The organism is Pseudomonas sp. PAMC25584, assembly GCF_058135675.1.
In genome coordinates, this window is sequence record NZ_CM176870.1 from 2,765,247 (window position 1) to 2,782,799 (window position 17,553).

The window sequence follows — 17,553 nt, forward strand, 5'->3', positions numbered from 1 at the left end:
TTGCGGTTTATGCAATGAAGCTATTCAGGGGATAGCTTTTTCTGACCGGAGGAAAAACGTAGCATGGCCGACATTGTTAGTCAGCTAACTATCGCTGCGGAGAAGCCCCATGCAAAAAAAAGTCGATGTCGCTGTGATGATTGGCAGTGGCGTACCCGAAACCCTGCGTGCGCTGGGTCAAAAGGCTTGTTGGGTCGTGCTGCTCAACGGTGAACAGCGTGGCACGGCCTTCGCCAGCCGTGATGAAGCCGAGGAGTGCAGGGCCGCCTGGCAAGCGCTGTTGCGCATGGAACAGTCAGACAGCCTGCATTGAGGGGCGTTATTGCGCTTGGTGCAGACGCTGGTTCAGTTCATCCACGGCCATTGCCCATTCGGCGTCTTCACGCAGCTCTTCCTTGAGCAACTGAGCTTGTTGGGGCGACCAGAAGGGCGCGTCGATCAGCTTCACGTCGTTGGCCAAAGGATGCGCGGCGATAAACGCATCGATGGCCTTCGGGGTGGAATCCAGGCCCAGTTGATCAAACAGGGTTTCAAGGGTCGGTACTGGCGCGTCCATATCGTTCTCCGTGCGGTTTTAGGGGGGGATATGCATCGGAGGTTTTTCGCGCAGTAGAGTTCTATCGGATTCTTAGGTGGTCAGTGCCCCTGAGTCCACCGCAGTCTTGAGTGCCTTGGCGGCTTCTTTTGCCGCGATGTCGGCGGTGTCTGCAGTCTTGAACCAACGATCTTTTTCCACTTGGTGCATTGTGATCGTGGTCAAGGGAGGCTTGGCACGCATTACGATAACTGCTTGGAATTCACCGTCTACTTCTCTGGCTTCGCCATGGATAAAAAATTCGCCAATATCAAATTCCGTCACGTATAACCTTCCCTTCAAGGTAACTGCACTGATGAAACCTGACCCGCAGGGGGCAAACTTCAATGGACGGGCCAGTATGGCAGTTGTTGAGGGGCGGCGGCGCGGTAAAGTCATCCAGGTGACGAAACGATCCCGCCGTGAGGGGCGTGCTTTGCGGCTTCGAGGGTTTTTGCCAGTTCGCAGGCGCGGATATGGTTGCTGCGAAAGCCTTTGATCCTGCCGCTGGTTACTTCCAGAATATGAAAGAAGTTCCGGCCGGCGGGTACAACTTGATAAAGCACGGAGTTCGAGTATCCAGTATGGCTTTGCAAGCAGTAGTATTGGCGCTCGTCTTGATAGGATGAATGAGTGCCGGAAGACGTAGCGCCGTGTTGACGTCGTTGCATGGTCAGCTCCTGTCGATCGATCTGGTTGGCCCGCCAGCAGCGGAACGGGTGGTTTTGACCCGTGTTGCTGTTTTAGTATTGTCGTCAGCGGTCGGCACTCGGTTCCATACCCAGGTATTTTGTTTTGTGCAGATTGTCGGAAACTGCGTTTTTTAATTGGGTTATTCTCTGAAGCTGGTCGGCCCGTCTTCTCGGGCCGCTAAACCTGTGATTTGCTGTGAAGATCGATGGCCTGCATAGGGTCTATCGTGTATGCCTGTATTGGTCTTGCGGCACCGCAGGGGGCGTTTTTTCAGGTTTTTTAATAAATGTGTTGTGTGAGCGTGCCGTTATGGCCGTTTTTTTGTGCTGCCCGTCCCGGCGGACAGTGCTTTTTTTGATGTGGGGGCGTTTCCTTGGCAGTCAGTAATCTGGATATGCACGCGTTATTCGTGCTGGGTGATTTGCGCGCAAAGTTGGTCAAACAGTTTCAATCCCGTTTTGTTTACATCACTGAACAAACACCGGAAGGCATCTACATCGCCGAGATCGATACTGAATCGGCGTTGGTCGTGGATGACAAACAGCGCCTCGAACTCAAGGTAGGCGATCATTTTCGCGCAGCGGTATTGCCCAGTCGCGAAGGTGGCAAGTTTGAATTGAAGTTTCGCGATATCAAGTTGACGGTTTATGGCCTGGGCGACTACGCCTTTGTTTCCTCGGCGGAAGGCCAGGGCATTGTGTTCAAGGAAGGTCACAACGTGATGCTGGTGTTTGCCGCCAACGAACAATTGCAGGAAGGCTTGACCAAAACCCTCAAGGCCGTGACCGGCAAGGCCGCCAAGTGGCGCAAGGGTGAACTGGTGACCTTCAAGGCCAGCGAATAACCCCTCCGTACAGCGAACAGCCTTTATCTCCGGGAACCTCTACTACAGTTGAGTTGACTTAACTATTCAGAGGCTTCGCGCATTGGCGGCAAAGCCGTCCGTTTTTGCTGCGAACACGTGAGGTGCAAAGGCATGAAAGGATTGAGAACCCTGTTGGCGGCGTCCCTGGCGACCTTGAGTCTGTCGGTGGCTTCGTTGCCCGTTTCGGCTGCGCAGGCGCCTGTGCATTTCGCCGATTTGAACTGGGAAAGCGGCAGTCTGATCACCGAAGTGCTGCGGTATATCGTCGAGAACGGCTATGACCTGCCTACCGACACCTTGCCCGGCACCACCATCACCCTGGAAACCGCCCTGGCGAAGAATGATATCCAGGTGATCGGCGAAGAATGGGCGGGTCGTAGTCCGGTGTGGGTCAAGGCCGAGGCCGAAGGCAAAGTCGCCGGGTTGGGCGATACGGTCAAGGGCGCCACCGAAGGCTGGTGGGTGCCGGAGTACGTGGTCAAGGGCGACCCCGCAAAAGGCCTTAAGCCGCTGGCGCCAGACCTGAAAAGTGTCGCGGACCTGGCGCGCTACAAAGACGTGTTCAAGGACGCCGAATCCCCCGGCAAAGGGCGCTTTCTCAACAGCCCCATTGGCTGGACCTCGGAAGTGGTCAACAAACAGAAACTCAAGGCCTACGGTCTGGACGACAGCTATGTGAACTTCCGCAGTGGCTCGGGGGCGGCATTGGATGCCGAAATTGCCTCCTCGATTCGTCGTGGCAAGCCGGTGCTGTTCTACTACTGGTCACCGACACCCTTGATGGGGCGCTACAAGTTGATCCAACTGGAAGAGCCGCCGTTTGATGCACAGGCCTGGAAGACGCTGACGGATGCGGACAATCCCGATCCGAAGCCGACGCGGTCTCTGGCGTCCAAGTTGAGTATCGGGGTGTCCACGCCGTTCCAGAAAGAACATCCGCAGATTGCCGGGTTCTTCGAGAAGGTCGAGTTTCCGATTGAGCCGCTGAACAAAGCCTTGGCGACCATGAGCGAGAATCACACGGCGCCACGGGACGTCGCGCTGGCGTTCCTCAAGGCGCATCCCGAAGTGTGGAAGGCATGGTTGACGGAAGATGTAGCGCAGAAGGTTGAAGCCAGCCTGAAATAGCGGCCCATCCCGCGGCAGAACGCAGATCAAGCATGTGGAAGCAGGCGTGCCACAGTACGCCCGCTCTCACATTGGTTTGTATTGTAGGGTCAGAAGCGGGTTTGCACCGCCACTTCAAACGTCCGTGGCGCCCCCAGGTAATACGCCGGGGACACATGGGCGAACTCGGCATACACCTCGTTGGTCAGGTTGCGCACGCGGCCGGTCACCGAGGTGTGGGCGTCCACCCGGTAGCGCAGGAATGTTCCGAACAAGGTGTAGGCCGGCACTGTCTGGGTGTTGGCGTTATCCGCATAAACCTGCGCGACATATCGCGCGTCCACACCGCCTTGCCAATCCTCGGAAAAATCATAGGTCAGCCACAGGTTACCGACACGCTTGGGCACGTTGGTCGGCGTATTGCCCTTGCGCGAAACCACCGCGCCGCTGGCGATTTTCTCATTGAACTCGTCGTACTCGGCATCCACCCAGGCGAAGTTACCTTCGGCGAGTAGTCGCGGCGTGATGCGCAACGAACTGGCCAACTCAATGCCTTTGGACGACTGCGCGCCTACCGGGATGCTGTTGATCGGGTCCAGCGGGTCGGTGACGGCAAAGTCCTTGCGCTCGATTTTATAAGCGGCGACGGTGGCCGAACCGCGACCGTCCAGGTAGTCGAATTTGCTGCCCACTTCCCACTGCTTGCCGGTGGATACGTCGAATACCTGGGTGGTGGTGCTCGGTTGTTCGGCGGCCGTACTGTATTGCACGTACACATTGGCCGTCGGGATGAACTGGTAGGTCAGGCCTGCGCGCCCGGTCACTGGCGCCCAACTGCGCGTGAAGTACCGTGGGCTGCTGGCGGTTATCGCGCCGTGGTTGGTGACATTCAGGTCGATGGCGTCGTAGCGCAGGCCCGTCAGCAGTGTCAGTTTATCGGTCAGGCCCAGGCGATTTTCCACGAACAGCGCTTTGGTGGTGACTTCGTTGGTCTTGTCCCTGATAAAGCCTGGTCGGGTGCCAGGAATGTCGTAAAAGTGCCCTGGGTCATAGTGGTCAGGATCGACCGTGCTATTGCCAGCGGCTCTCAGCGGGCTGTTGGTCGTGCTGTTGACCTTGTATTCGAAGCCCCCGGACCAGGTGGTGGAGAGGCCGAACACGCTGTCGTCATGACGCAGTTCGAACTGGTTGCCATTCTGCGCGCCCTGATGACGTACCTGATACGCGGTCGAGCGGTTCACCGCGCTGTTGTCGGCGTTGTACTGGTAGGTCTCCAGGTTGCGGTAATCGCGCTGACTGTCGAGGTGATACAGGGTATTTTTCAGCGTGGTGCTGTCGTTGATCCGGTAGTCGATGATCGAGCGCGCCCAAAGCGTGCGCTGTTCGTAACGGCCGTCGGCGACGTTGTAATTGTTGAACCGGTTGTGTTTATCGATCTTCAGCTCGCCAGCCTTGGGATTCAGCACCGGCGTGCCCCAGTACGGACTGTCTTCATGCTCGTCTTGGTATTCCAGGGCCAGGGTATGGGACAGGTTGGGGGTGAGGTCACTGAGCAGGGAAAACGCTACGCTCCAGGCGTCGCGCTGATCGCGGTCGATGTAGCTGTGGTTGGTATTGCGGCTGACGTCCAGGCGTGCGTAATGCTGCACGTCGGCGCCGGGGTCGGTCAGCGCGTGGTTCAGGCCGAACGCCATGCCGGCGGTGTCGTAGCTGCCATAGGTCAATTGGCCTGCGGCGGCCTGTTCCTCGCGGGTCGCCAGCTTGGTCACGTAGTTCAGCGAACCGCCTACGGAGCCCGCACCATTGATCAAGGACGAGGGCCCGCCGACCAGCTCCACCCGATCATAGATCCACGCATCCACCGGCCGGGCCAGCCCGGTGGCGACGTTGATGCCGTTGAACATCTGGGTGATCTGGCTGCTGGTAAACCCGCGATATGACACAAAGCCCCCAAACCCCGGCGGCGCGCTGGTGTTGACGCCGGGCAAGGTATTGGCCGCATCCCGGAAAGTCTTGGCGCCATGGCGCTCGATGTCATTGCGGTTGGCGATAGCCACCGAGGCAGGCGTTTCGCGCACGCTCAGCCCCAGCCGCGAAGCGACGCCACTGGACTGGTCCAGGCCCAGGCCGGGTTCGCTGGTGGGGTCGCCATCGATGGTGGTCGGGGCGAGTTCGAGCGCCCAGGCACAGACAGGCAGGCAGCCGAACAGGCCCGCCAACAGAGGTAAATGTTTCATGCTTGAATCCTGAAAACCTGCTTGAAAACAACGCACAGTCGCCCGTATTTCCTTACGGAAACGGCGTCAGTGCAGATCAGAAAACGCGAGGATCAGGCGAGGGCGGGCGGTGCCCGTGGGTGGGCCGTGGGCCAGGTGACGCGAGCAGGGATATCGGCGGCCAGTACGATAGCCGGCGGCGGTGCATGGGGTTGCGGCAACACCGCGACGTTGAGGCTGGAGCTCAGCGCCGGGCCCATGCCGCCGGTGGAGCAAAGGGGGCAACCAAACGCCTTGGACAGCGTCGGCAGGTTTTCATCGGTGGAGTTGGACGGTTTGGGCGCCTGGGTGCGCGGGTCGACGGTACAGAACTGCCCACCGATGCCGTTGAGCTGCATGCCCACCATCTGCCCATGACCGATGCTGCACGCGAACACATTGAACAGGACACAGCAGTAGAGCATCCAGGCAATGAGCGAACGGTCGGCACGGGCGATTTTCATGGGGCGGGACTTTACCATCAGCCGCCGGCGAAATGCCTGCAAAAAATCTCAGGGGGACTATCCTAGATCGCACAAATTCTGGGAGAAGCCGCCATGAGCTTTATCGTCGCACGATGGATCGTCGGTATTTTCACCTTTGTCAGCATGGTGCATTTGTATTGGGCCGCCGGCGGCAAACTCGGCAGCCTCGCCGCCATCCCCCAACTCCCCGGCGAATTCGCCAGCGGACCCCGCCCGGCGTTCAAGCCCTCGGCGTTGGGCACCTTTCTGGTGGCGCTGGGCCTGGTGGCAATTGCCTTGCTCGTTTGCCTGCGAGCCGGGCTGTATTTTTCGGCGGTGTCCCATGGCGCATTGCAATGGGGCATCAGCGCGATTGCCGTGATCATGTTTGCCCGGGCGATCGGCGATTCGGAGCTGGTGGGCTTTTTCAAAAAGGTAGGTGGTTCGCGGTTTGCGCGGTGGGATACGTATTTTTATTCGCCGTTGTGCATGGTACTGGGGGCAGGGTTGTTGGTGGTGGCATGGAGTTGATCGGCTGATCACGCAGCGAGCCGTCACACCCGTTTTGTAGTTTGTTTGCGCTTTGCGCCCCTTCACTTGCGTGGCAGGCGCTCAGCCCCGACGGAGCCCTCCCTGTGGGGTTGGGCGCATAGCGATAGCCGTTGAGCCCGCTCATCCCTTTCAGCGGGTCGGGCGTCAGGTAGCGACCACTCTGCGGATTGTAGTAGCGGTGGCGATGGTAGTGCAGCCCGCTTTCCGGGTCGAAGTATTGACCTTGGAAACGCAGCGGGTTTTCGATTTTTTCGATGTCGAATCGGGTGATCTGGCCGTAGGCGCGGTAGTGCGCGGACCACACGATTTCGCCGTCGGGCGCGGTCAGCTCCTGCGCGGTGCCTAGATGATCCAGTTGGTAGTGGAAAGGCTTGGTGTGGTGTGGGCCGAAGCCTTCCAGCAGGGCCAGTGGGCGGAAACTGTCGGGTTCGTAGACGTAGCTGCGATGCAGTTGTGCGTGGTGTTCGGCGATCAGTTTGTCGCCTTGCCAGAAAAACTCGCGGGTCGTGCCGGCAACGGTTTTGCTGATGCGCCGACCAAACGGGTCGTAGCGGTAGTGGGCGGTTTGGCCGTTGGGTCGGGTGAGGCCGATCAGGCGGTGCTGACAGTCGTAGCGGTATTCGGTGATCAGTGGGTGGTCCTTGCCGTGCCGTTCGCGGACGAGGTTGCCAAAGGTGTCGTAGTCGTAGTTGTGGTCATCCTGGAGCGTCAGACGGTCGCCAGCCGGAGTGTAGGCGAAGCGTTCCTGCGCGGCCTGGGAGTGATCGGCGCGGGCCAGGCGGTTTAGCGTGTCGTAGTGGTAGCGATGTTCGCCTTTGCGCGTGTCGAGCAAACGGCTGAGGTTGCCGGCTTGGTCGTAGCCGTATTGGCGGCGGTAGCGAGTGCCTTGGACATCGCAGATGCCATGGTTGAACAGGCGTTCATGGTCATCGTACTGGTAGCTGCTGAGCAGTTTGCCTTGGGCGCGCTGGTGCTCTCGGCCGGCGTCGAACAGGTGTGAAGTCAGCAGCGCGCCATTGAGTTCGACGGTCGCCAGGTGGCCGCCCTTGTCATGGTTGAACACTAACTGGTTGTTGTCCGGTAAGCACAGGTGTTTAAGCCGGCCGCAAGCGTCGTAGCCATAGCGGAGTGTGCCCCAGCCCTGATGTTCGGCGATCAGGCGGTTTTGCTGGTCGTAGGCGAAAGTGAGGGGCCGGTGGTCGTCATTGACGCTGAGAAGGTTGCCTTGGCGGTCGTAGGTATATTCAACGATGCTGCCGTCGGGCAGGATTTTCCTTATCAACCGACCGGCGTGGTCTCGCCGGTAACGGGTGACCAGCAGACTGCCGTCGGCGCCATGTTCGGTTTTTTCCAGCAGGTGACCGTTGAGGTCGTAGGCGTAGGCGGTGCGTCGGCCGTCAAAGCCGATTTCCTGCTGGAGTAGGCCGTTGGGGTGGTAGTCGAACCGATAGACGTCGCCGATTTCGTTCTCGATTTCGGTGAGCAGCAATCGAACGTGGTCATAGCGGTAGTTGACCTGGGTGCCGTCCGCATTCAAGCGGCGGCTGATCAGGGGCAGACCGTCGATGTAGTCGTAGCGAGTGACGTGCCCCAGTTCATCGCGTTCGGCGGTGATTTTTCCGTAGGGGTTGTAGCTGTATTCCCGCGTGCCACCGTCGGGCATGATCACACACGCTAACCGTCCGACACTGTCCCACTGGTACTGGGTCAGCGCCCCATGCTTGTCCTCTTGCGCCACCCGCCGACCGAGATCGTCATAGCGATAGCGCTTCCCGCCGCCGTCCGGCCACTGCTCCTCAAGCAGTTGCCCACGCTCATTCCACGCCCGCCGCAGGCAACTGTGGTCAGGAAACCAAACCCCGATCAACTGCCCACATTTGTTGTAGCTATAGTCGGTCACGTTGCCATCGGGGTCGGTCTTACGAATGACATTGCCTTGGTCATTATGCTCGTAGTTCCAAACGGCCTGGCCACGGCGTACTACGCGTAAAAATCCATTGGTATACTCGTAGGACGTTGGCTCATCCTCCCCTGGAAAAAACGCCACCAAGCGTCCGGCGTCATCGTATTGATACGCCGTCACCGCGCCGAGTGGGTCTTGCTCGACCGTCAGCCGACCCTTGTCGTCGTAGGATTTGAAATGCTTGGCGCCATTCGGATCAACACGCTGCACCAGTTGTGCCTGTGGGGCATGAACATACATTTCCTGGCGCCCATCGGCGTTGTGAAGGGTAACGCTGCCGTCGTCGCCCCAGACATACCGCGTGTCTATCTGCAAAAAACCGGCCCAATGCCGGACACATCGCGCGGCCTTGCCAGCCCCTTCCCACGCCCAAAAGAAACGCGCGCCGCCGGCCAACTGGCATTCAAGAATGACGTGCTGCTCGTCGTATCGATAAACCTCGCTTTCCCCGGCCGCATTGGTTGCTGAAGTCAGTCGTCCAATGTCGTCATAGGTGTAGGAAACCACGGTCTGCTCGGTCACCCAGACGCCGTCCGCACGCCCCTTGGCCCGCTCAACCTGGTAATCGACCGCCACCATGCGGCCGTGCTCATAACGCCAAAACAGCGAGCGACCGACACCGGTATCCAATCGCTCAATGCGCCCCAACGCATCGCGGAAAACACGCAGCCGGTTGTCGTAGGCGTCGCTGATTGCGGTCAGCACACCGTCGTAGAAGTGGTAGAAACGTGATGCCTGGGACAGCACCAGCTCATCGGGCCAAGCCCCCAGGTAGAGCGAAGCGTCGGCCAGGCGATTGCTGATTGTCGGTCGCGCCTCAGTCGGCAAGGGCAGGACAGTCGATCGGTTCTCATGGTCAATCCATACTGCCGAATCGTCCGTCAGCGTCAGCCGATGTGCCAGCGAGTGACCCCAGCCAAACCCCAATCCACAGTCTACGTCCACCGCACGGGTGTGGTACCACCGCGTCCACTCAAACGGCAAAATCCCGTCCAGTGCAGCATCGGACAGTCTCAGGGAGTCGAGTGCGTGGGCATACCTGGCGTTAACCTGCTGGGGGGACTCGGCCGGGCGTTGATCGATGCTGTTCAGCTCAGGGTTGATAAAGGCAATGTGGGAAGCGTTAGTCATCCGTGACGTCTCGGCAAAGGGAAAGGCGTCGGAGTTTGCTGCGGAAAAAAGGCGCTGGACGAACGGCTGGAAAAATCAGAACGGGCTGACACGGCCTGGGGAAAAAAACGTATGAAACGACTTGAAAGGGCACTCCAAAAAGTCCATCCGACCGATTGTGATATCGATATAGCAACCGCCATTTCCGACGAAGGCACCCACTCATGCAGTGCGATAAGGCAATTTAGTGGCCCCTTTGTAACAAAATCCTCGCCAGAATCGCTTTTATTTTCAGGTGGTTAGGTGAGGACGCAAATGCGCACTGTTGGAATCATGCTGATCGCCTGTTCCCTGGCCGGCGGCGCAGCTGCCGCGCAGGCACGGGAGCTGCGCGAGGGTGACAAGTACATGTGCAGTTGGGGCGCGGGTACGGCTGCCAGGGCTCAGGAACTCAAGCTCTCGGGCCTCTCACTGTATGCCGCGCGGCAGAAGATCCAGACCATCAAGTTCAATAAATCATGGATGCGCATGATGGCCATGGGCATCACCGAACAGACCTATGACAGCCGTTCACGGCTCAAGCCCGAGGCAATTCGCCAGAGTTTTTATCAGGATTGCGTGCGCTACAAAGTGGCGCGTAAATAAGGAGCTTCTTGCTGTTCGGCTGCGCGCTTTACAAATCCACGACAATCTCTGTGTTTCAATTTGCATACAATTGCGCCCTGCATTTAGGAGGCAGGTATGCAAATACATATTCGCGTCGCGACGCAGGATGATGTCGATACGCTTTTCGCCATTCGCACTTTGGTGGTGCAGAACTACCTCAGCCGAGAACAGATGTCCGATCTCGGCATCACACCTCAGGTGTTGGCCGACCGCATCCAAGAAGCGGATTGCGCATGGATCGCCCAAGTGGGCGGCCAGCCCGTTGCCTTTTCCATGGTTGACCTGGCCGAGGGCGAAGTGTTTGCGATGTTCGTGTTGCAGACACACGAGAACCTCGGCCTTGGGCGAAAATTGATGGCAGTCGCTGAGGCTGCGCTCTTTGAACTGCACGACACGCTGTTCCTGATCACCGACGGGCGCGATGAAGTCCGGGCCAATGGGTTTTACCGACGGTTGGGCTGGTCGGTGGTGGCCACTGTGGAAGGTGACGACGTTCGCTACGAAAAGAGTAGGAAACGCTAAGGTGACGAACCCTTCAGAGCCCCGGTCGCCCGACAGCTTGCGCTACTTCGCGGTTGCGGTGCTGTGTATTGCGGTGTTGTTGGGGAGCTATTTCGTGCACTTCAATACCGAAGTCGACCGCCAGCGTGAAGAGGCCACCGAGCACCTGGCCCTCTGCAGGCAAGTGGAACGCGTGGCCAGTGCGGCGTCGTCAAACAGGATTGAACTTGGCGAGACGTGCAACCAGTTGAGAGGACAGTCGATGAAAAATCTTATACAGCGATCGATTGATAACCCTTCTTTATAAAGGGAGATAGTGCTCGCAAGTCACTCCGGTAGTTGCACCAAAAAGTGGCGTTTATATACCCGTCCACCTTAATAAATGTGTGGTTATTGAATGACTTACAGCGACTTCAGTCCGACGAAAGGATTAAAACCATCTTGTTCCAGGTTTAGGCAATCGGTATTATAGCGGCGCGTTCACCTCCCACGGTTTATGCATTTTTAAATCCCAAGTTTCCATCAGCTACTTGGGATTTTTTTTGCCTGGGATTTCTCGTCGGCATCAAACTTTAATCTCGGCAAACTCCGCGCGAATCCGTCTATTGTGTTTGGCCTGGTACCGGAATTGGTCGCAGCCCCTTCATGGAGTCGAATGTTTCAAAATGCCACGAAGACAGTGCTCAAAGAAGCCCAATATCCTGTTGGGTAGAGTTAAAGGTAAATGTGAGCCGTTGGCCAATCATCAACGCGCATGTTCACGGGGCGAGCGGTGGCGCACAGCCGCTGGCACGTTCGTCAAATCCTTTGTCGAACGGCAGTCAGCGAATGGTCTGGTCAAGCGAGCGGGCAGAGTGCGGAACTACAGGCGCCGCAGAAAGGATTTGACGATGTGCCGCGTGGTGTCGGTGGTGTCCAGCTCGTCCAGGGCACCGTAGGCGTGCCACCGGCAAGCGGTGATCTCGTTGCATGGCCGCGCTTGCGCGATGTTCACGACCGACGCCTCGAACACATGGTGCAGCGTGTCGCGCGCCTTCAATTCCTGCAGGTACAGCAGCCCGTCGACGTTCAACCCGGTTTCTTCTTCCAACTCCCTCTCGGCGGCGCCCACCGGGCGCTCGTCGCGTTCGACCTTGCCGCCCGGCAGCGCCCATTTCGATCTGGCCTTGCGCACGAAGAGGATGTGCCCCTCGTGTTCGCAAATCACCGTTGCGCGTATTTTCATCGTCTGTGCCCCCGCAGAGAGATATTTGTCATAAAAGTGTAATGCAAATGTCATGCTGGGTGGTGGTAGCGCACCTGCGTGATGATGTGGATACTGGTCGATTGACGACAACGCACGAGGCAAACAGATGAAAACCGTACGTTGGGGCATGATCGGTTGTGGCAGTGTCACTGAGTTAAAGAGTGGACCTGCTTTCTACAAAGCGCCAGGTTCGGCTCTGGTGGCAGTGATGGGGCGCCGCGAAGAGGTAGTGCGCGATTATGCGGCACGCCACGGCATTGCCCGTTTCTATACCGACGCTCAGGCACTGATTAACGACCCTGAAGTGGACGCGGTGTACATCGCCACACCGCCCGACAGCCACCTTGAATACAGCCTGATGGTGGCCGCTGCCGGCAAGCACTGTTGCGTCGAGAAACCCATGGCACTGAATGCCGAGCAGGGCGCATTGATGCAGCGCACCTTCGAACGTGCTGGTTTGCACTTGTTTGTGTCCTACTACCGCCGCTCGCTGCCGCGTTTCCTGCAAGTGCGCGACTGGCTGCGCGACGGGCGTATCGGCCAACTGCGGCACCTGACCTGGTCCCTGTGCAAGCCGCCGGCCGACGACGACGCCGGCGCCGCCAATTGGCGCACCGACCCGGCCATTGCCGGTGGCGGCTATTTTGCCGACCTGGCCAGCCACGGTTTTGATCTGTTCCAGTACCTGGCCGGGGACATTGTCGAGGTTGCCGGGTTTTCCGCGCGACAGGCCGGGCAGTATACGGCGGAAGACGCGGTGACCGCCTGCTGGACCTTCAGCTCCGGCGCGCTGGGCATGGGTTGCTGGAACTTTGTCGCGGACCGCCGTGAAGATCGCGTCGAGCTTATCGGCACGCAGGGTCGTATCACGTTTGCGGTGTTCGACGACCAACCCTTGCGGCTTGAAGGGAAAGTCGACGAAGTGCTGGAGGTGCCTTGCCACACGCATATCCAGTGGCACCATGTGTTGGGCATGAATGCGCATATTCGCGGCGACGCCGAGCATCCTGCGCTGGCGATCGAGGCGTTGAAGACCGATCGGATTCTGGACAAGGTGCTGCAACGCAATCCCTACCATCCTGAGTAGTTTTCTGTGGCGACGTGTTGCATTCACGACTTTCGCCGGGCGTTGGCCTGCGCTAACAATGCGGGCTTATTTTTTTCAAGGAACAGACGGATGAAATACAAGGCAGCCTGGCTGGCCGTGGGGTGGGTACTGGCAAGTGTGGCGACGCAGGCGGCGCCACGGGAGCAGCGGCCGACGGGGGACTTTGATTTTTATGTGCTGTCGCTGTCGTGGTCGCCGACGTTCTGCCTGGCGCACCCGAACAACGAGCAATGCAGCGGCAAAGGCTACGGGTTTGTATTGCATGGGCTATGGCCGCAATACGCGCAGGGTGGCTGGCCCGCGTCGTGCGATGCGCAGTCGCGGCTGTCGGCAGATGAGCTGGCCAAAGGCGCGTTGGTGTTCCCGACGCAGGCATTGCTCAAGCATGAATGGTCCAAACATGGCACCTGTAGCGGTCTGGGCGCCTCGCGCTACCTGGAAGCCACTGATGCGGCCTTGGCCACGGTGCAGATCCCGCAGCAATTGCAGCCGTTCAACGTGCCAGGCTACCTGGAGGCGCGGGAGATTGAGGCGCTGTTTCGCGAGAGTAACCCGGCCATGGGCAACCATGGCGTGGCGGTGATCTGCAAGGGCAAGGTGTTGTCCGAAGTGCGGGTGTGCCTGAGCAAGGAACTGCATTTTGCCGGCTGCCCCAAGAGTGTGAAAACCCAGTGCCGGGGCGGGGATATCCGGATTCCGGTTCAGCGCTGATCAAGCGGTTGCAGCGAGTGCAATGCAATGTCCGCAGTGGCAGCGGTTGACGCCGCCCCCCGTCATCGCCGCCAGTGGGACTACCGCGCACATTGAAGTATCCTGCGCGCCCCGCTTACCACTGATTCAAAGAACGATGACAGGACAAGACATGCAGGCGCTGTTGGAGTCGATTCTCGACGAAGTTCGTCCACTGATCGGTCTCGGCAACGTTGCCGACTACATCCCCGCGCTGGCCGACGTACCCGCTGATCAACTGGGGATCGCTGTGTACGGCAATGACGGCACGGCCTACTGCGCCGGGGATGCCGATACCCTGTTCTCGGTGCAGAGCATTTCCAAGGTATTCAGCCTGGTGCAAGCCATCGATCACGGCGGCGAAACCATCTGGGAGCGCCTGGGCCACGAGCCCTCGGGCCAGCCGTTCAACTCGCTGGTGCAGCTGGAGTTCGAACGCGGCCGCCCACGCAACCCCTTTATCAATGCCGGCGCGCTGGTGATCTGCGATATCAATCAGTCACGCTTTGCCGTGCCGATTCTGTCGATGCGCGACTTTGTGCGGCGCCTGTCGGGCAACCCGCAGATCCTGGTCAACAGCGTCGTCGCCGAGTCGGAAGCGCAACACGGCGCACGCAATGCGGCCATGGCCTACCTGATGAAGTCGTTCGGCAACTTCCATAACGACGTCGACGCGGTGCTGCACAGTTACTTCAATTACTGTGCGCTACAAATGAGTTGCCTGGATTTGTCCAAGGCGTTCAGCTTCCTGGCCAACGAGGGGGTAAGTGCCCACAGCGGCGAGCAGATACTGACCGCTCGCCAGACCAAACAGGTCAACTCGATCATGGCCACTAGCGGGCTGTATGACGAAGCGGGAAATTTCGCCTATCGCGTGGGCTTGCCGGGCAAGAGCGGGGTCGGCGGCGGCATTGTCGCGGTGGTGCCGGGGCAGTTCACGGTGTGCGTGTGGTCGCCGGAGTTGAACGCGGCGGGGAATTCGCTGGCGGGGATCAAGGCGCTGGAGTTGTTGAGTGAGCGGATTGGCTGGTCGGTGTTTTGAGATTGCTTCCGTGTGTGCAGGAGCGATTTTAAGACGCCTGGTCTCACAGCATCACGAATCCAAATGTGGGAGGGGGCTTGCCCCCGATTACAGTGTGTCAGTCAATACAGCTGTGACTGATCTACCGCTATCGGGGGCAAGCCCCCTCCCACATTTTGGTTCGGTCAGCTATCGCCTATCAGGCAATCGCATCCCAAGCCCGATCACCGTGCTCGTCTTTGATTCGAGTCGGCAAGCCCATCACGTCCAGCGCCTTGAGGAACGGCTCAGCCGGCAGCTCCTCAACGTTGGCCATGTGTTTCACATCCCACTCGCCACGTGCAACCAGCAGCGCAGCGGCGACGGGTGGCACGCCTGCGGTGTAGGAAATGCCCTGGCTTTCAGTTTCCGCAAAGGCTGCTTCATGGCACGCCACGTTGTAGATGAACATCTCGCGTGGCTGGCCATCCTTGGTGCCTTTGACCAGGTCGCCGATGCAGGTCTTGCCGGTGTAGCCAGGGGCGAGTGAAGACGGGTCGGGCAGCACGGCCTTGACCACTTTCAACGGCACCACTTGCAGGCCTTCGGCGGTGGTGACCGGCTTTTCGGAGAGCAGGCCGAGGCTGTTCAGTACGGTGAACACGTTGATGTAGTGTTCACCGAAGCTCATCCAGAAGCGCACGTTGGGCACGTCGAGGTTTTTCGACAGCGAGTGGACTTCATCGTGGCCGGTCAGGTACAGGTTCTGCGAACCGACCACCGGCAAGTCGTCGGTGCGTTTGACTTCGAACATGGTATTGCTGGTCCACTGGCTGTTCTGCCAGCTCCACACCTGTCCGGTGAATTCGCGGAAGTTGATTTCCGGGTCGAAATTGGTGGCGAAGTATTTGCCATGGGAGCCGGCATTGACGTCGAGAATGTCGATCGAATCAATGCGGTCGAAATGCTCTTGCTGCGCCAGCGCGGCATACGCGTTGACGACACCCGGGTCGAAGCCCACGCCAAGAATGGCGGTGATGTTCTTCTGTTTGCACTCTTCCAGGTGGTTCCATTCGTAGTTGCCGTACCACGGCGGGGTCTCGCAGACCTTGCCCGGCTCTTCGTGGATGGCGGTGTCGAGGTAAGCCACGCCGGTATCGATGCAGGCACGCAGCACCGACATGTTGAGGAACGCGGAGCCAACGTTGATGACGATCTGCGATTGTGTCTCGCGGATCAGGGCCTTGGTCGCTTCCACGTCCAGGGCGTTCAGCGCAAAGGCTTGGATGTCGGCGGGTACTTTGAGGCTACCCTTGGCCTTGACGCTGTCGATGATGGCCTGGCATTTGGAGATGTTGCGCGACGCGATAGCAATACGACCGAGTTCGTCGTTGTGCTGCGCGCACTTGTGGGCCACCACCTTGGCGACACCTCCTGCACCAATGATAAGAACGTTCTTTTTCAATTGCTTTATCTCTCCTTTATCCGCCAGCTTACGAAAGGCTGGACAGGTAGTCGTCGTAACCAAATTCACGAACCACTTCGACTGTACCGTCGAGTTGTTTCACTACGATGGACGGCATTTTCAGGCCGTTGAACCAGTTTTTCTTGACCATGGTGTAGCCCGCGGTGTCGATGAACGACAGCCGATCGCCGATGGCCAACGGACGATCAAATTGATACTCGCCGAAAATGTCCCCGGCCAGGCAGGATTTGCCGCATACCATGTAGGTGTGTTCACCCGCGCTCGGCGCCAGCTTGGCGTTGAGGCGGTAGATCAGCAGGTCCAGCAGGTGCGCTTCGATGGAACTGTCGACCACGGCCAGGTGTTTGCCGTTGTAGAGGGTGTCGAGCACGGTGACTTCCAGCGAGGCGCTGTTGGTGATCGCGGCTTCGCCGGGTTCCAGGTACACCTGCACGTCGTACTTCTGCGAGAAGGCTTTCAAGCGTGCGCAGAACGCGTCCAGCGCATAGCCTTCGCCGGTGAAGTGGATGCCGCCGCCGAGACTGACCCAATTGACCTTGTGCAGCAGCGCACCGAAGCGCTCTTCGATGGTACACAGCATCTCGTCGAACAGGCTGAAGTCGTCGTTTTCGCAGTTGTTGTGGAACATGAAGCCGGAGATCTGCTCGATCACGCCTTCGATTTTCACCGGGTCCCATTCGCCCAGACGGCTGAACGGGCGCGCCGGGTCGGCCAGCAGGTAGTCGGAGCTGCTCACCTGCGGGTTGACGCGCAGGCCGCGGGTCTTGCCCTCGGAACGCTCGGCAAAGCGCTGCAGTTGGCTGATGGAGTTGAAGATGATCTTGTCGCAGTTATCCAGCATCTCTTCGATTTCGTCGTCGGCCCAGGCCACGCTGTAGGCGTGCGCCTCGCCTTCGAATTTCTGGCGACCGAGCTTCAATTCATACAGCGACGACGACGTGGTGCCGTCCATGTATTGCTGCATCAAGTCAAACACCGACCAGGTGGCAAAGCACTTGAGCGCCAGCAACGCCTTGGCGCCGGACTGTTCGCGCACGTAGGCAATCTTCTGCATGTTGACCAGAAGTTTCTGTTTATCGATGAGGTAGTACGGCGTTTTGATCATTTTTGAGAGCCTACGGCGGTGCCTGCCAAAAAAGGACACGCATTGTGCCCGCACTTGGCGCAGATCGGAAGGTTAGCGGGCGGATTTTGCGCGTCGGGTTTCCAAGCATAGTCCCGGAATATGACTATT

Annotated in this window: 18 protein-coding genes and 1 pseudogene; 10 read left to right on the forward strand and 9 right to left on the reverse strand. The window is 58.7% G+C overall.

Features of this window, described 5'->3' with window-relative positions; translation table 11 throughout:
- Nucleotides 1-109: 109 nt before the first annotated feature.
- Nucleotides 110-313, forward strand: coding sequence for a hypothetical protein (locus ACS5Q8_RS12725; protein ID WP_276197791.1), 204 nt, complete (start codon nucleotides 110-112; stop codon nucleotides 311-313).
- Between the two features lie 6 nt (nucleotides 314-319).
- Here ACS5Q8_RS12725 and ACS5Q8_RS12730 read toward each other — a convergent pair whose 3' ends face one another.
- The 3 genes from ACS5Q8_RS12730 to ACS5Q8_RS12740 all read right to left on the reverse strand — a co-directional run bounded on the left by ACS5Q8_RS12730 (nucleotide 320) and on the right by ACS5Q8_RS12740 (nucleotide 1,245).
- Nucleotides 320-556: a DUF2789 domain-containing protein gene (locus ACS5Q8_RS12730; protein ID WP_443694331.1), complete on the reverse strand. Its 237-nt coding sequence runs from the start codon at nucleotides 554-556 to the stop codon at nucleotides 320-322.
- A gap of 72 nt (nucleotides 557-628) precedes the next feature.
- On the reverse strand, nucleotides 629-859 hold the full coding sequence (locus tag ACS5Q8_RS12735; protein WP_247402423.1) for a hypothetical protein: 231 nt from the start codon (nucleotides 857-859) through the stop codon (nucleotides 629-631).
- 110 nt (nucleotides 860-969) lie between these two features.
- Nucleotides 970-1,245, reverse strand: a complete 276-nt coding sequence (locus ACS5Q8_RS12740) for a hypothetical protein (protein ID WP_276197792.1) — start codon at nucleotides 1,243-1,245, stop codon at nucleotides 970-972.
- 416 nt (nucleotides 1,246-1,661) lie between these two features.
- Here ACS5Q8_RS12740 and ACS5Q8_RS12745 point away from each other — a divergent pair, with 416 nt between their 5' ends.
- Both ACS5Q8_RS12745 and ACS5Q8_RS12750 read left to right on the forward strand, forming a co-directional pair.
- Nucleotides 1,662-2,111, forward strand: coding sequence for a hypothetical protein (locus ACS5Q8_RS12745; protein WP_247402442.1), 450 nt, complete (start codon nucleotides 1,662-1,664; stop codon nucleotides 2,109-2,111).
- Between the two features lie 132 nt (nucleotides 2,112-2,243).
- The gene (locus ACS5Q8_RS12750; RefSeq protein WP_443700384.1) at nucleotides 2,244-3,260 is read left to right on the forward strand and encodes an ABC transporter substrate-binding protein; all 1,017 of its coding nucleotides are present in this window, start codon (nucleotides 2,244-2,246) and stop codon (nucleotides 3,258-3,260) included.
- An 89-nt stretch (nucleotides 3,261-3,349) separates the two neighbouring features.
- Here ACS5Q8_RS12750 and ACS5Q8_RS12755 read toward each other — a convergent pair whose 3' ends face one another.
- Nucleotides 3,350-5,476, reverse strand: a complete 2,127-nt coding sequence (locus ACS5Q8_RS12755; RefSeq protein WP_465160269.1) for a TonB-dependent receptor — start codon at nucleotides 5,474-5,476, stop codon at nucleotides 3,350-3,352.
- Nucleotides 5,477-5,568: 92 nt separating this feature from the next.
- On the reverse strand, nucleotides 5,569-5,958 hold the full coding sequence (locus ACS5Q8_RS12760) for a DUF2946 domain-containing protein (RefSeq protein ID WP_443694338.1): 390 nt from the start codon (nucleotides 5,956-5,958) through the stop codon (nucleotides 5,569-5,571).
- Between the two features lie 93 nt (nucleotides 5,959-6,051).
- Between ACS5Q8_RS12760 and ACS5Q8_RS12765 the strand changes: the two genes are divergently transcribed.
- Entirely contained in the window at nucleotides 6,052-6,489 is a 438-nt protein-coding gene (locus ACS5Q8_RS12765; RefSeq protein WP_276197794.1) for a DUF3995 domain-containing protein, read from the forward strand.
- Nucleotides 6,490-6,561: 72 nt separating this feature from the next.
- Here the strand turns inward: ACS5Q8_RS12765 and ACS5Q8_RS12770 are convergent.
- Nucleotides 6,562-9,490: pseudogene (locus tag ACS5Q8_RS12770) on the reverse strand (RHS repeat-associated core domain-containing protein); the annotation flags it as partial.
- A 408-nt stretch (nucleotides 9,491-9,898) separates the two neighbouring features.
- Here ACS5Q8_RS12770 and ACS5Q8_RS12775 point away from each other — a divergent pair.
- From ACS5Q8_RS12775 to ACS5Q8_RS12785, 3 genes are all read left to right on the forward strand, one after another.
- On the forward strand, nucleotides 9,899-10,228 hold the full coding sequence (locus tag ACS5Q8_RS12775; protein ID WP_465160270.1) for a hypothetical protein: 330 nt from the start codon (nucleotides 9,899-9,901) through the stop codon (nucleotides 10,226-10,228).
- A 96-nt stretch (nucleotides 10,229-10,324) separates the two neighbouring features.
- Nucleotides 10,325-10,771 (forward strand): GNAT family N-acetyltransferase, encoded by a 447-nt coding sequence (locus ACS5Q8_RS12780; RefSeq protein ID WP_465160271.1) that lies wholly within the window; start codon nucleotides 10,325-10,327, stop codon nucleotides 10,769-10,771.
- A gap of 1 nt (nucleotide 10,772) precedes the next feature.
- Nucleotides 10,773-11,057 carry a hypothetical protein gene (locus ACS5Q8_RS12785; protein ID WP_276197796.1) on the forward strand — a complete coding sequence of 95 codons (285 nt, stop codon included), beginning with the start codon at nucleotides 10,773-10,775 and terminating at the stop codon, nucleotides 11,055-11,057.
- A 555-nt stretch (nucleotides 11,058-11,612) separates the two neighbouring features.
- Here the strand turns inward: ACS5Q8_RS12785 and ACS5Q8_RS12790 are convergent.
- Complete coding sequence (locus ACS5Q8_RS12790; protein ID WP_426102034.1) at nucleotides 11,613-11,975, reverse strand: NUDIX hydrolase; 363 nt, start codon at nucleotides 11,973-11,975, stop codon at nucleotides 11,613-11,615.
- Nucleotides 11,976-12,102: 127 nt separating this feature from the next.
- Between ACS5Q8_RS12790 and ACS5Q8_RS12795 the strand changes: the two genes are divergently transcribed.
- The 3 genes from ACS5Q8_RS12795 to glsB all read left to right on the forward strand — a co-directional run bounded on the left by ACS5Q8_RS12795 (nucleotide 12,103) and on the right by glsB (nucleotide 14,875).
- A complete protein-coding gene (locus tag ACS5Q8_RS12795) occupies nucleotides 12,103-13,083 on the forward strand; it encodes a Gfo/Idh/MocA family protein (protein WP_465160272.1) in 981 nt (326 codons plus the stop codon).
- A gap of 90 nt (nucleotides 13,084-13,173) precedes the next feature.
- Nucleotides 13,174-13,815, forward strand: a complete 642-nt coding sequence (locus ACS5Q8_RS12800; RefSeq protein ID WP_276197799.1) for a ribonuclease T2 family protein — start codon at nucleotides 13,174-13,176, stop codon at nucleotides 13,813-13,815.
- Between the two features lie 151 nt (nucleotides 13,816-13,966).
- A complete protein-coding gene (glsB, locus tag ACS5Q8_RS12805) occupies nucleotides 13,967-14,875 on the forward strand; it encodes a glutaminase B (protein WP_276197800.1) in 909 nt (302 codons plus the stop codon).
- A 178-nt stretch (nucleotides 14,876-15,053) separates the two neighbouring features.
- Here the strand turns inward: glsB and ACS5Q8_RS12810 are convergent, their stop codons facing one another.
- Together ACS5Q8_RS12810 and ACS5Q8_RS12815 are read right to left on the reverse strand one after the other, a co-directional pair.
- On the reverse strand, nucleotides 15,054-16,298 hold the full coding sequence (locus tag ACS5Q8_RS12810) for a saccharopine dehydrogenase family protein (protein WP_247402344.1): 1,245 nt from the start codon (nucleotides 16,296-16,298) through the stop codon (nucleotides 15,054-15,056).
- 28 nt (nucleotides 16,299-16,326) lie between these two features.
- Nucleotides 16,327-17,424, reverse strand: a complete 1,098-nt coding sequence (locus ACS5Q8_RS12815) for a carboxynorspermidine decarboxylase (protein WP_276197801.1) — start codon at nucleotides 17,422-17,424, stop codon at nucleotides 16,327-16,329.
- Between the last annotated feature and the right edge of the window lie 129 nt (nucleotides 17,425-17,553).